Source organism: Aeromonas jandaei (assembly GCF_037890695.1).
Lineage (GTDB): Bacteria > Pseudomonadota > Gammaproteobacteria > Enterobacterales > Aeromonadaceae > Aeromonas > Aeromonas jandaei.
Genome location: NZ_CP149571.1, coordinates 3,588,885 through 3,603,246, shown reverse-complemented (window position 1 = coordinate 3,603,246; position 14,362 = coordinate 3,588,885). Strand labels below are relative to the sequence as shown.

The 14,362-nt window shown below is 54.8% G+C and carries 7 protein-coding genes; 6 read left to right on the top strand and 1 reads right to left on the bottom strand.

The features are described from left to right. Positions 1-6: 6 nt before the first annotated feature. Positions 7-4,464, bottom strand: coding sequence for a glutamate synthase large subunit (gene gltB, locus WE862_RS16750; protein ID WP_042033155.1), 4,458 nt, complete (start codon positions 4,462-4,464; stop codon positions 7-9). A gap of 612 nt (positions 4,465-5,076) precedes the next feature. Between gltB and WE862_RS16745 the strand changes: the two genes are divergently transcribed. From WE862_RS16745 to WE862_RS16720, 6 genes are all read left to right on the top strand, one after another. Beyond that, a complete protein-coding gene (locus tag WE862_RS16745; RefSeq protein ID WP_042033156.1) occupies positions 5,077-6,006 on the top strand; it encodes a TIGR01212 family radical SAM protein in 930 nt (309 codons plus the stop codon). Positions 6,007-6,364: 358 nt separating this feature from the next. Then, a complete protein-coding gene (locus tag WE862_RS16740) occupies positions 6,365-8,509 on the top strand; it encodes a type I secretion system permease/ATPase (RefSeq protein ID WP_042033157.1) in 2,145 nt (714 codons plus the stop codon). Beyond that, a complete protein-coding gene (locus tag WE862_RS16735) occupies positions 8,502-9,932 on the top strand; it encodes an HlyD family type I secretion periplasmic adaptor subunit (RefSeq protein ID WP_042033158.1) in 1,431 nt (476 codons plus the stop codon). The genes WE862_RS16740 and WE862_RS16735 overlap by 8 nt, the downstream gene beginning before the upstream one ends. 37 nt (positions 9,933-9,969) lie before the next feature. Continuing rightward, on the top strand, positions 9,970-11,298 hold the full coding sequence (locus WE862_RS16730; protein WP_042033160.1) for a TolC family outer membrane protein: 1,329 nt from the start codon (positions 9,970-9,972) through the stop codon (positions 11,296-11,298). 197 nt (positions 11,299-11,495) lie between these two features. Beyond that, entirely contained in the window at positions 11,496-12,182 is a 687-nt protein-coding gene (locus WE862_RS16725) for a transglutaminase-like cysteine peptidase (RefSeq protein ID WP_198493568.1), read from the top strand. Between the two features lie 3 nt (positions 12,183-12,185). After that, positions 12,186-14,111 (top strand): EAL domain-containing protein, encoded by a 1,926-nt coding sequence (locus tag WE862_RS16720; RefSeq protein ID WP_041208464.1) that lies wholly within the window; start codon positions 12,186-12,188, stop codon positions 14,109-14,111. The last annotated feature ends 251 nt before the right edge of the window (positions 14,112-14,362 follow it).

Here is a 14,362-nt window from a genome sequence, read left to right as displayed (position 1 = left end):
CCCTCCTTATTGCGCCTGGATTCTGAGTTCTGCACTGGAACGGCTGGTGTGGCCCAGCAGCGATTTCACGTCGCTGGACTTGGGTTTGATCAGCCTGAACTTGGGCACATAGGAGTCGAAGTTGGCCAGGATCTCCTCGGCGCGCGAGCTGCCGGTCTCATTGAGGTGCGCCGTGATGATGCCGCGCAGGTGCTCCTGATGGATGGCGAGATCCGCCACGTCCAGCAGTTCCACCAGCTCGGGGTTGGTGCGCTTGGCGAAGTTGCCGCACTCGTCGAGCACGTAGGCAAAGCCGCCGGTCATGCCCGCCGCGAAGTTGACGCCGGTCTGACCGAGCACGGTGACGATGCCGCCGGTCATATATTCACAACCGTTGTCGCCAATCCCCTCGACCACCGCGAGCGCACCTGAGTTGCGCACCGCGAAACGCTCGCCGGCAGTGCCCGCGGCGTAGAGTTTGCCGCCAGTGGCGCCGTAGAGGCAGGTGTTGCCGATGATGGCTGCCTCGTGGGATTTGAACGCCACGCCGACATGAGGCTTGATCACCAGCTTGCCGCCGGTCATCCCCTTGCCCACATAGTCGTTGGCGTCACCGGTGAGGATCATCTCAAGGCCGCCAGCGTTCCAGACGCCGAAGCTCTGGCCTGCGGTGCCGTTGAAGTGCACCTTGACCGGATCCGCTGCCATCCCCTGATTGCCGTGACGTTTGACGATCTCGCCCGAGAGACGCGCACCCACCGAGCGGTCGGTGTTGCGAATGTCGTAGCGGAACTCGCCGCCGCTTGAGGTTTCCACCGCCTCCAGCAGATCCTCCACCATTTTCAGGTTGAGTGGCCCCTTGTCGAAGGTGGGGTTGTGCTGCTGGCTGAACAGGCTGGAGCCTGCCGGTGCCACCGGACGGGCCAGAATGCCGGAGAGATCCAGCTTGGCCTGACGGGCGGTGAGGCCGGGCAGGGCCTCCAGCAGATCGGTGCGGCCAATCAGGTCGGTCAGCTGGGTGACGCCGAGCTGGGCCATCAGCTCGCGGGTCTCCTCGGCGATGAACTTGAAGTAGTTCATCACCATCTCCGGCAGGCCGGTGAAGTGCTCGCGACGCAGCTTCTCATCCTGAGTGGCAACGCCGGTGGCGCAGTTGTTCAGGTGGCAGATGCGCAGGTATTTGCAACCGAGCGCCACCATGGGGCCGGTGCCAAAACCGAAGCTCTCGGCGCCGAGGATGGCCGCCTTGATGATGTCGAGGCCGGTTTTGAGACCGCCATCCACCTGCAGCCGCACCTTGTGGCGCAGACCGTTGGCGACCAGCGCCTGCTGGGTTTCAGCCAGACCCAGCTCCCACGGGGAGCCGGCATATTTGACCGAGGTGAGAGGGCTCGCGCCAGTGCCGCCGTCATAGCCGGAGATGGTGATGAAGTCGGCATAGGCCTTGGCCACGCCGCAGGCAATGGTGCCGACGCCGGGTTCTGAGACCAGTTTCACCGACACCAGACAGCTTGGGTTGATCTGCTTGATGTCGAAGATGAGCTGGGCCAGATCCTCGATGGAGTAGATGTCGTGGTGCGGCGGCGGCGAGATCAGGGTCACGCCGGGCACGGAATAGCGCAGCTGGGCGATCTGGGCAGTCACCTTGTCGCCGGGCAGCTGGCCACCTTCGCCGGGCTTGGCCCCCTGCGCCACCTTGATCTGCACCACATCGGCGTTCATCAGGTAGTGGGGGGTGACGCCAAAGCGGCCGGAAGCCACCTGCTTGATGCGGGAGTTCTTTTCGGTACCGAAGCGCTTGGGATCTTCGCCACCTTCGCCGGAGTTGCTCTGACCGCCGAGGCGGTTCATGGCGACAGCCAGCGCCTCGTGGGCCTCAGGGCCGAGGGCACCGATGGACATGGCGGCGGAGTCAAAGCGGGGGAACAGCTTGTCGGCCGGCTCAACCTGATCCAGTGCGACCGGATTGTCGACCTTCTTCAGGGCCAATAGGTCGCGCAAGGTAGAGACCGGGCGTTCGTTGACCAGACGGGCGTACTCCTTGTAATCGGCATAGTTGCCGGAGCGCACCGCGGTTTGCAGGGTCTGCACCACATCCGGGTTGTAGGTGTGGTACTCGCCGCCGTGAACAAACTTGAGCAGGCCGCCGTGGGCGAGGGGCTTGCGGGCCAGCCAGGCCTGACGGGCGAGCTTGAGTTGATCCTGCTGGATGTCTGCAAAGTCGGCGCCCTGAATACGGCTCGATACGCCGCGGAAACAGGTCTCGACCACGGCTTTGGCCAGACCCACTGCCTCAAACAGCTGGGAGCAGCGGTAGCTGGCGACCGTGCTGATGCCCATCTTGGACATCACCTTGTAGAGCCCCTTGTTGATGCCGTTGCGGTAGTTGACCATCGCCTGGCGCAGGGGCATGGCGAGCACCCCCTCTTCAACCTGTTTGGCGAGGGTTTCGTAGGCGAGATAGGGGTAGATGGCGGTCGCGCCAAAGCCCAGCAGCACCGAGAAGTGGTGCGGGTCGCGCACGCTCGCGGTCTCCACCAGAATGTTGGCGTCACAGCGCAGGTTGTTGTCCACCAGAGTACGCTGCACCGCACCCACAGCCATGGCAGCCGGGATGGGCAGGGTATCGATGCTGATGTCGCGGTCCGACAGCACCAGCAGCACGGTACCGCTCCTGGCGGCAGCCTTGGCCTCCTCGCAGATGCGCAGGATGGCGGACTCCAGCCCCTCTTCGGGCTTGAAGTTGAGGCTGATCACCTTGTGGCGGTAGTACTCTCCCTCCAGTGCCAGCAGCTGGTGGAAGTCGGAGTAGAGCAGGATCGGTGACTGGAACAGCACCCGGTGGGCGTGGCCGAAGGTCTCGTTGAAGACGTTCTGCTCGCGACCGATACAGGTGGCGAGCGACATCACGTGATTCTCCCGCAGCGGATCGATGGGCGGGTTGGTCACCTGCGCAAACATCTGGCGGAAGTAGTCATAAAGGGTGCGAGCGCTGGAAGAGAGCACTGCCATCGGGGTGTCATCCCCCATGGAGCCCACCGCTTCCTGACCATTTTCACCGAGAACCCGGATGATCTGATCCAGCTCCTCGAAGGAGTAGCCAAACAGCTTCTGATAGGTTTTCAGCTGCTCATCGGAGAATTCGCGGCTACCGGTCTGGCTGTCGTCCATCTGCTCGAAGGGGACCAGCCGGCGGCAATGTTTGTCCATCCACTGCTTGTAGGTGTGGCGGCTCTTGAGATCGTCATCGATCTCGAAGCTGGTCCACACCTTGCCGTTGCTGGTATCCACCACGAACAGCTCGCCCGGGCCGACCCGACCCTTCTCCAGCACTTCGTCCGGGGTGTAGTCCCAAGTGCCAACTTCGGAGGCCAGCGTGATGAACTTGTCTTTGGTGATGACGTAGCGCGCCGGACGCAAGCCGTTTCTGTCAAGGGCGCAGGTGGCGTAGCGGCCATCGGTCATGACGATACCGGCCGGGCCATCCCACGGCTCCATGTGCATGGAGTTGAAGTCGTAGAAGGCGCGCAGGTCGTCATCCATGTTCGGGTGTTTTTGCCATGCAGGCGGGATCAACAGACGCATGGCACGGAACAGGTCCATGCCACCGGCGAGGAAGAGATCCAGCATGTTGTCGAGGCTGGAGGAGTCAGAGCCGGTGGTATTGACGAAGGGGGCCGCTTCCTGCAGATCGGGAATGAGCGGGGTGGCAAACTTGTAGCTGCGTGCCTTGGCCCACTGGCGGTTGCCGGCGATGGTGTTGATCTCGCCGTTGTGGGCCAGATAGCGGAACGGCTGCGCTAGCGGCCAGCGCGGACTGGTGTTGGTGGAGAAGCGCTGGTGGAAGACGCAAATGGCCGCCTGCATGCGGATGTCGGCGAGATCCAGATAGAAGCGCGGCAAGTCCACCGGCATGCACAGCCCTTTATAGACGGTGACCAGATTGGAGAGGCTGACCACATAGAAGTAGTCGTCGTTGACGCGCTTTTCGATGCGGCGACGCACGATATAGAGGCGACGCTCGAGATCCTTGTCGACCCAGCCGGGCGGGGCGTTGACAAAGACCTGTTCAATGCTGGGCAGGGAGGCTTTGGCGATAGTACCGAGTACGTTGGTATCGACGGGCACCTTGCGCCAGCCGACCAGACTCAGGGTCTCTTTTTCCAGCTCCTCGTCGATGATGTCACGAGTTGCCTGGGCCAATACGGGATCCGGGTTGAGAAACAGCATGCCGACCGCATAGTTGCGGCCAAGGTGCCATCCCTTCTCCTCGGCGACAGCTCTGAAGAAGCTGTCCGGTTTTTGCAGCAACAGGCCGCAACCGTCGCCGGTCTTGCCATCGGCGGAGATCCCGCCGCGGTGCTGCATGCGAGCCAATGCTGACATCGCGAGACGGACAAGCTTGTGGCTGGCTTCCCCTTCCATGTGGGCCAACAGGCCGAAGCCACAGTTATCCCTCTCCAGCTTTGGATCATATAGTGACATTGCATATCTCCCTTGCTCGGCCTTGCATCGCACAGTCATCGTTTGACTGCATAAATTGCGACTGGCTCTTGTGGTTCCGTCTGCCTGACGTGGCGAATCTCCAAACTAATGGGATTTTTCAGCAAGGTCAATTGGACTTCCGGGCTCTTTGCAATGTTACATTCACATAACAAAATATGGGTTTGCGGCGATGAATTACGCCTTGCGTTGATTTTGTTCTGATTAAAATGTCTTTTTTGGTTTAATAGTCTGCATATGCTCGTTTTGGTGGTTTACTCCATGGGTATCGAGAACTGTAGTAATTTTACTAAATCATGGATGCCAAGGACGAAGGTGATCACATTTCACAATCCTGTCTCTTGCATTTGCCCGCAAGCCGTACTCTTAAATTTTTCCATTGTTCAACAATAGTTTATATCCCATTGCGGATATGGTTGCTGGCGCAGCCCCGTGGCAGGCAAGGTCTCAAAAGCATCAATAATCGGCCGATTTCATATATTTATCCGCAAAATGGTGCATATTTATATGAATTCTGACCCTTTCTTCCCTTGATCCAGCTCAGCGCCGTATTTGCGCAAGCTCGTACAATGGCGCTCCTTTAGCGGAGGTGTCATGCAGTTACACGAACTCGTCAATACATTCGGTCAGGATCTCAAGCAGCGTCATGGCCAGAAGATCCACAAGCTCTCCATTCACGGCGCCTTCACCTGCCCAAACCGGGACGGTACGCTGGGCCGTGGCGGCTGCACCTTCTGCAATGTCTCTTCCTTCGCCGACGAATCGGCCCAGCAGCTATCTGTGGTGCAGCAACTGCTGGCCCGTCGGGACGAGGTGACCCGTGCCAAGCGTTATCTTGCCTACTTTCAGGCCTATACCAGCACCTATGCTGAGGTCGAGTATCTGCAGCGGATGTATGAAGAGGCGCTGTCGGTGAGCGATATGGTGGGACTTTGTGTCGGCACTCGACCTGATTGCGTGCCGGATGCCGTATTGGATCTGCTGGCAGGCTATCAGGCCCGTGGTTACGAGGTGTGGCTGGAGCTCGGGCTGCAAAGCGCCAACGACAAGACCCTGCAACGGATCAACCGGGGTCACGGTTATGCTGCCTATGTGGATGCAGTGACGCGGGCCCATCAGCGCGGTATCAAGGTGTGTGCCCATCTGATCGTCGGTCTGCCGGGCGAGGTGCCGATGGATAGCCTCGATACCCTGCATCGCATCGTGGAAACCGGAGTTGAGGGGATCAAGCTCCATCCGCTTCATGTGGTCGAGGGCAGTACCCTTGGCAAGGCATGGCAGGCGGGTCGGCTTGAGGTATTGACGCTGGAGCAGTATGTGGAAGCGGCTGTCGCCATGATCCAGCACACCCCCCCCGAGGTGGTATATCACCGCATTTCTGCCTCAGCTCGTCGTCCGACTCTGCTGGCTCCGGTCTGGTGTGAAAATCGCTGGACGGCCATGAGCGAGATCGCCAAGGCCCTCGCAAGCCAGGGGCCACAAGGGTACGCACTGGGAAAACCCTTTATGCTTTCTGAGCTGTAGTTGAGCGGAGAGTTACTATTTTCCCATAAAACATAGGCTTATATAAAAAGCTTCATAGATTTAGCTATAGTCTTGGTGCGTACGGATTGATATAGTGATGCACCATAATAGATATCGCTATCAATTACGTTCAGCCACATTTAATGATGAGCTAAACGTCAGCAGAGTATTTCACTCGCTCTTTTATCGATAATGAGCCATGCCGCTGTTTAGAACGAACCGGGTTAACGACCCCGGATGCGCCGTTCCCCTCCGCGGTATTGCCAGTGGCGGCAGTTGTTCTTGATCTGGATTGGCAAGAACAGGTTCTGGTGGCAGCGGGGTTATCTCGACCTCATTCATGCAGTGACAGGATGCTATGCAAGCAGAAACAAGTCGTATTGATGAGTTATTGGAGTGTCTGGTCTTTCTGACCCGCTTTTACGGCGTGCCCAACAGTCAGGATGCCCTGACGACCGGTTTACCCTTGGTATCGGGGCGTCTGACCACGTCGCTTTTTGGTCGTGCTGCCGAGCGGGGAGGATTGTCTGCCCGTGAAGTCATTCAACCGCTTGATGAGATCTCCCCACTGCTGCTGCCCTGCGTGCTGCAGATGCGCAATGGCGGCGCCTGCATTTTGCTGGAATGGAATGAAGATCGAAGCCAGGGAAAAGTGATTTTTCCGCAGGCTGGGGATGCGACCCAGTGGGTTGCGGTCGCCCAGCTGGGAGACGAATATATCGGGCGCCTCTTCTATGTGAAGAAACAGTTCAAGTTTGATGAACGTTCGCCCAAGGTGCTGGAAACCCGTGACGGTCACTGGTTCTGGAGTACATTGTTTGAATCCCGCGGAATCTATCGTGATGTATTGATCGCGTCCATTCTGATTAACCTGTTCGCAATAGCCAGCCCGCTCTTCACCATGAACGTCTATGACAAGATTGTACCCAATCTGGCGTTTGACTCGCTCTGGGTGCTGGCAGTGGGTGCCATGGTGGTCTTTACCTTCGACTATGTGATGCGGCAGCTGCGTAGTTACTTCATCGATATTGCCGGCAAGAAGTCGGATGTTCTGCTCTCTGCGAAGATTTTTGCCAAGGTGATGGGCATGCGGATGGAGTCTCGCCCCGCTTCGACCGGTGCTTTTGCCAAACATTTGCAGGAGTTTGAGTCGGTACGGGAATTTTTTACCTCAGCAACTGTTTCAACGCTGATTGATCTCCCCTTCGCCATCTTCTTCCTCTTTATTATCTGGATCTTTGCCGGTGCCATGGTGGTGGTGCCCATTGTTGCCATGCTGATTTTGATCGCTTACAGCTTCTATATTCAGGAGCCGCTCAAAAAGTCGATTGAAGAGGGATCGCGGCTGGCTTCCCAGAAAAACGCCAACCTGATCGAAAGTATTTCGGGCCTTGAGACTGTGAAGATTTTTGGTGCCGAAAGCATGTTCCAGCATCGCTGGGAGCAGGCGGTATCTCATATCTCTACCTGGGGCGTACAGACTCGTCGCATCACTAACTCCATGTCGTCACTGGCGAGCTATATCCAGCAGGTGGTGACAGTCGGGTTGGTGATTGTCGGGGTTTATCAGATATCCGAGGGCAATGTGACCATGGGAGGGATGATCGCGGCCGTGATGCTATCCAGCCGTGCCATCGCGCCCATGGTGCAGCTCTCTGTACTCTCGACCCGCTATAACCAGGCTAAGTCTGCGCTGGATATTCTGGAAAAGATCATGGTAACGCCGGGTGAACAGGAGGAGGGGAAACAATATATCCATCATCCGGTTATCTCCGGCCGGATTGAGTTCGAGAATGTCTCCTTCAAATATCCGGGGATGGAGACCAGCACCCTGCATAATATCAATTTGCGCATCCAGCCGGGTGAGAAGGTGGCGATTATCGGCCGGATCGGTGCGGGTAAAACTACCCTCGAGAAGCTCTTGATGGGCCTCTATCGTCCGACTGATGGCTCGGTCAGAATCGATGGTTTTGAACTCGATCAGCTGCCCCCCTCGGTGATCCGCCGCAATATTGGCTGTGTGCCGCAGGATGTCGTGCTCTTTTTTGGTTCGGTGCGTGACAACATCATGCTGGGTAATCCGCTGGTGGACGATGTGCGGGTATTGCGCGCAGCCAAACGGGCCGGTGTGACCAACTTTACCAACCGGGATCCCAATGGTCTGGATCGGCAGATCGGTGAAGGTGGGCGCCAGCTTTCGGGTGGCCAGCGTCAGGCCATCCTGTTGGCCCGAGCTCTACTTAATGATCCGCCCATTCTGGTGATGGATGAACCGACCTCCAATATGGACAACCAGTCTGAAATGCTGGTGAAACAGGAGTTGGCCAGACTGGGTCCGGAAACGACCTTGATTCTCATCACCCACAAAACCTCCATGCTTGATGTCGCATCCCGAGTGATAGTGATCGAGCAGGGGCAAATCGTGGCTGATGGCCCGAAAGAGGCGGTGTTGCAACAGCTCAAAGAGGGCAAGGTACGGCTGCAGGAGGTATCCCATGGCTAAGTTGTTAGGCTGGTTCAAGGGATTAAAAAAGCGCCCTTCCGATGAAGTGTTGCCAGCCCCCGAGCATCTTGCCTTTGTCGATGATGGTGCCGCAGCCGTTTTGCTGACGACACCGACCCGGGCGCGCATTCTGCTTTGGTGCTGCTTCTTCTTCTTTATGAGCGCGATTGTGTGGGCTGCTTGGGCGCAGTTGGATGAAGTGACTGTTGGGCAGGGCAAAGTCATCCCTTCTCGCCAGTTGCAGGTGATCCAGAACCTGGAAGGGGGGATCGTCAAGGAGATCTTCGTCAAAGAAGGCGACATCGTCGAAAAAGGCCAACCACTGCTACGTATTGATGACACCCGTTTTCGTTCCGATTTTCGCGAGCGTGAGCAGGAGCTGGTGACGCTGAAAGGGGACATTGCTCGGCTACATGCAGAAATGGCTAGCGTCGAGGTGAAAAACGAGCCGAATCTGGGATGGCGTGAACAGGTTGTGGTGGGCGAAGCACCCATTGAGTTTCCGGATGGTTATGAAACTGTCTTTGCCGAATATGCCAACCGTGAACGCTCAGTCCAGAAGGATCGTCTCAATAACCTGAAGAACCAGCTCTATATTCTAGGCCAGCAGATTGAGCAGAATGAGCAGGAGTTGATTGAGCTCAACGCCAAAATCCGCACCGTCAATCGCAGCGTGGAACTTGCAAGACAAGAGCTCAATATCAGCCGTCCGCTGGCGAAAGAGGGTATTGTGCCACAGGTTGAGCTGATCAAATTGGAGCGGCAGGTCAACGAAATGCAGGGGGAGCTTGAGAGCAACCATCTGCTGATCCCCAAGTTGAATGCGGTATTGCGTGAGACCATCTCCAAGCGCAACGACATTGCACTTAAGTTCAGGGCTGATTCGCAGACCGAGTTGAATGAAAAACAAGGCAGACTGGGGCAGTTGTCGGAAGGGCAGGTTGGGTTGCGAGATCGGGTTGATCGTACCAGTGTCATTGCTCCGCTCAAAGGCACCATCAAGAAGCTCAAGGTCAACACTCTGGGCGGTGTTGTTCAGCCCGGTATGGATTTGATGGAGATAGTTCCGCTGGAAGATACCCTGCTGGTGGAGGCAAAAGTATCTCCGAAAGATATAGCGTTCTTGCGGCCAGGGCTTGATGCAGTGGTCAAGATCACAGCCTACGACTTCACCATCTATGGAGGCTTGCATGGTAAGGTTGAACAGATAAGCGCGGACTCGATCCAGGATGAAGATGGCAACTCCTTCTATCTGGTTCGGGTGCGCACCGAGAAAAGTTACTTGGGCGATGAGCTTAATGCACTTCCCATCATCCCCGGTATGTTAGCCAGTGCAGATATAATTACTGGTAAAAAAAGTGTCCTAGACTATTTGCTTAAGCCGATATTACGGGCAAAACAGTCGGCACTGAGAGAACGATAAGCCAACAATCTAAAAACAAGACATGACTGGAGATAACATGAAAAAAACGATTGTTGCCATGCTGGTCAGTGGCGTAACTATGTTACCGGCATTGGTGCAGGCCCAGACTCTGGAAGAGTCGGTAGGGCAGGCACTTGCGACTCATCCCAAGATCAAAGAGGCATTTGATCTTTATCAGGCTCGTCTTTATCAGCATGATGGCGCCAAAGGGGGTTATTATCCCACCATCGATTTGCGCGGTGGTGTGGGCTACGAAAAGGTTGATAGCCCGACAACTCGGGCTGCTGGCTCCAACTCGACAACGATTGATGACTCCATGACTCGTAAAGAGGCGGGGATCAGTCTGCGTCAGATGTTGTTTGACGGTTTCAATGTCAGCAACAACGTTTCCAGAACCGAGGCAGAGGCCAATGCCCAGCGTCTGGCGATGATCTCCGAAGCTGAAAATACGGCTCTGCGTGTGGCTGAGGTTTACCTCAATATGCTGCGCCAGCAGGAGATCCTGGAACTCTCCAAGCAAAACCTCGAGACCCACGAGCAGATCCGCAGCGATATCCGCAAGCGTACTGACTCCGGCCTTGGTTCTACTGCTGACCAGACCCAGATCGATGGACGTGTGGCTCGAGCCTATTCCAACCAGGCTGCGGCAGAAAACAATTATCGTGATGCGGAAAGTGAATTTATTCGAGTCGTCAATGAAGTGCCAAAAGACTTGGTTCAACCGACACCGAATACAGAGTTGCTTCCGCCGTCACTCGAGAGTGCTTTGAAGACAGCCACCGAGGTTCACCCCACTCTGCTCTCCTCTTTGCAGGATATTGAAGCCGCCAAATACCAACATGAAGGTGCCAAGTCAGGTTTCTATCCTGATGTGACTTTTGAGGTCGATCAGAACTGGAACGAAGATATCAATGCTGTTAAAGGCCGTAACGACGATCTGACCGCGATGGTGCGGATGCGCTACAACCTGTTCCGTGGTGGTTCCGATGTGGCACAAAGCAATGCGACATCTGCGCTGTACTCTCAGGCAAAAGACATTCATATGAATGCTTTCCGTCAAGTTGAAGAGGGAACTCGTCTTGCGTGGAACGCCAAAGAGTCACTGGCCAAACAGAAAACCTTCTTGAAAGAGCACGTAGATGCCAGCTATGACACTGTTCAGGCATACAAGAAGCAATTTGGTTTGGGACAGCGAACCTTGCTGGACGTATTGAACACCGAGAACGAACTGTTTGAAGCGCGCCGCAGCTATATCACAGCAGAGTACGACTCATTGCTGGCCGACTACCGCATTTTGAATGCGACGGGTAGCCTGCTTAATGCGTTCAACTTCAAACAGCCTACCGAGTGGCAGGCCAAGCAGTAAGTTGGCATTCAGTTGCCCTTTCTTGGTTAGGGCAATTGCAGACAGGATGGCGGTACCGATCATGCCATCCTGTCTGGCTCAAACCGGGTGATTTGTGTAGGAGTGTTTAACCAACGATGCGGCAGGAAAATGATGTGACTTTCTGGTTGTCATCTGTTGGTATTTCTCATGCCCGGTTTGGCGCTAGTCGCAGCTTGATGCGAATGGTGCGTGCTGCTCTGTGGCTATTCCTGCTCCCTCTCTCTTTATTGCTCTCAGCCAGCCAACCGTTGACTCAGGAAGATATGCAGTTGATCAAGCGAGCTGAGCAGACCTACGGCATTCGGGCAGGGAAGAGAGTCACCACTTGGCGCACACTGGTGCAGCAAAACAAGGATGCTGGATTAACTGAACGCCAGAAGCTGGAAAAGGTGAATCAGTTCTTTAATCAGATGCGTTTTATTGACGATATAAAGTTGTGGCGTAAAAAAGATTATTGGGCGACCCCATTGGAGTTTTTGGGGGCTTCCGGTGGTGATTGCGAAGATTTCAGTATTGCCAAGTATTCCACCTTGCTTGAACTCGGTATTCCGGATGAGAAAATGCGCATGGTATACGTCAAGGCACTCGACTATAACCAGTTTCATATGGTCGTAGCCTATTATGAAACACCATCGTCAGTTCCGGTTATATTGGACAATTTAATAGGCTCAATTCGTCCTGCTACCCAGCGGCATGACCTTGTGCCTGTTTTCAGTTTTAACGGTAGTCACTTGTGGTTGATGAAAGCGCGAGGCCAAGGGGAACTGGCTGGTGATTCATCCCGCTTGGGGTTATGGAATGATTTACGCAATCGCATGACATCAGGGCGATTGGCTCGGCCTGTGGTGAATTTGGATGATTAACCTATGACGCTCTACAGACAGTTATTGGCCACCATGTTGCTGTTGTTTGGATTGTTGTTTGCAGCCACCTATTGGGTGCAATTCAATTCGACACGCTCCTATCTTGCACAACAGCAGGAAACAACGGTGATAAACACCGCGACGTCACTGGGGCTGGCTCTGACTCCCTATCTGGAAAACGGAGACAAAGTCGGTGCCGAGTCGGTGATCAAGGCGATATTTGACGGTGGTTATTATCGTATTGTGCGGCTTGATCTGCTTGCCTCGAAAGATGTGATTGAAGAGGAGAACAGTAGCCGTATTCAGGGCGTACCGGACTGGTTTATTAAATTGGGATTATTTCCCGAAGTCTCCAACGAGTCGATTCTGACATCTGGTTGGCTACAGCTTGGCAAATTGAAAGTGGTCGGTCATCCGGGCCAGGCTTATCATGAGCTGTGGGTGGGCATGAGCGAATTGGCAACCTGGTTTGTGATTGGCTTTCTGATTACTACTATTTTGTTGATGCGAGCGCTGAATTTCCTGTTAAAGCCGCTCAAACAGATTTGTGACCAGGCCGTCGAGATTGAGTTGCACCATTTTGGTCATACCATCCCCGAACCTCGGACTCATGAGCTGAAGCAAGTTGTTCAGGCCATCAATATTCTCTCCGGCAAGCTGGCTGTGCAGTTCAAAGAACAGGCTGAAGAGGCAGAAAAACTGCGTGAGCGCGTCTATGTGGATGCGGTGTCCGGTTTGGGTAATCGAGCCTATTTTGTTGGCCAGGTAAATGCCTGGATTGCTGAAGCTGGTCAAGGCGGGGTTATGCTGGTTGCGGTGGATATGCTGGAAGATATCTACCGTGATGAAGGTTTCGCGGCTCGTGACAACATGGTCAAGTCCATCGCCCAAGTGTTGCGCGAGCAGCTTAAGGGATGGGATGGAGCCGCTGTTGCACGCATTTCGGCAACCGAGTATGCACTGTTATGCCCGACTGATGATTTTGAGCAGCTCAAAGAGCTGGCCGAGATTATTAACTCCCGTATTGCAGACCTGGTGGTTAATCCGATGGAGGAGGGCAATCCGCTCTCTGTTATCGGTATTGCGGGTCGTGATGGCAACGATGATCTCTCAGCTCTGTTGACCAAGGCAGATAATGCACTTGGTAAAGCCCGTAATGAGCGTCGTGGGGCTGTTGTTATTGAAGGTGGAGATAGCCAGGGCATGATGGGGCGTCTGGCATGGCGCGACTTGGTACAAGATGCGATTAACCGTCATCTATGGCGCTTCAAGGCACAACCCGCCTGCCGCTTTGATAATGGTTCGCGCATGCATGCCGAGTTGTTTGCCTCTATTTCGCGCGACGGAACGGATTACTTTGCAGGACAATTCTTGCCTGCTATTGAACAGTTCAAACTGGGGAGTGAATTTGACCAGGCTATCTTGGAGTCGAGTACCGGCTTGTTGCAACAAGATGCCGAGTTGACACTGGCTATCAATATTACCGCTGGTTCACTTTGCTCTGATGATTTCCTGGCGTGGTTGCCAGAATTCCTCTCGGAGCATGTAAATCTGCAGGGGCGTCTGCTGTTTGAAATTCCGGAGGCGGCGATTGTGAAACATCGGGAGCAAGTGACGGCATTGGTTCAGGTATTGCGTCAGCTTGGTTTCGAATGGGGTGTGGATCATTATGGTCGCCACTTCCAGTCTCTCGGTTATCTGGAAGAGTTGGCCCCTGCTTATGTGAAGGTGGATCATGGCTATACCAGCCAGGTGATGGAGCCGGGGGCAGATACCTCCTTCCTTGCCGCTGTTTGTCGTGCAGCTCACAATGCCGGTGTTCTGACCATTGCCACGCGGGTGGAAGACCAGCAGCAAGTGGAGCTACTCTCCAAATTGCATATCGATGGATACCAGGGATTTGTCCACCCGGCATTCCCCCTATCCTGAAACGATGTTTTCTGAATCAAAGCGGCCTTCAGGGCCGCTTTTTATATTGTTCATAAAATCAATTTGTCATTAGTGAATGAAAAAGTGAATAAGGCCTCAATAAGGTCTTTTTCTAGTGTTTTGATATTAAAGGAAAAAACAGCTTCATTCGATTTGGTTCATTCTTGAACATCCCTGTCCCGCCAATATGTTTATTTTTTGCAACGGTTAGAGTTGGCAAGTGCTTCTAAGGTGTATCCAGCGAGATCCGC

Bases quoted from the DNA above. Each gene is read 5' to 3' on its own strand.
- WE862_RS16745 (WP_042033156.1), top strand. From the start codon at position 5,077: ATGCAGTTACACGAACTCGTCAATACATTCGGTCAGGATCTCAAGCAG.
- WE862_RS16740 (WP_042033157.1), top strand. From the start codon at position 6,365: ATGCAAGCAGAAACAAGTCGTATTGATGAGTTATTGGAGTGTCTGGTC.
- WE862_RS16725 (WP_198493568.1), top strand. From the start codon at position 11,496: ATGCGAATGGTGCGTGCTGCTCTGTGGCTATTCCTGCTCCCTCTCTCT.
- WE862_RS16735 (WP_042033158.1), top strand. From the start codon at position 8,502: ATGGCTAAGTTGTTAGGCTGGTTCAAGGGATTAAAAAAGCGCCCTTCC.
- gltB (WP_042033155.1), bottom strand. From the start codon at position 4,464: ATGTCACTATATGATCCAAAGCTGGAGAGGGATAACTGTGGCTTCGGC.
- WE862_RS16730 (WP_042033160.1), top strand. From the start codon at position 9,970: ATGAAAAAAACGATTGTTGCCATGCTGGTCAGTGGCGTAACTATGTTA.
- WE862_RS16720 (WP_041208464.1), top strand. From the start codon at position 12,186: ATGACGCTCTACAGACAGTTATTGGCCACCATGTTGCTGTTGTTTGGA.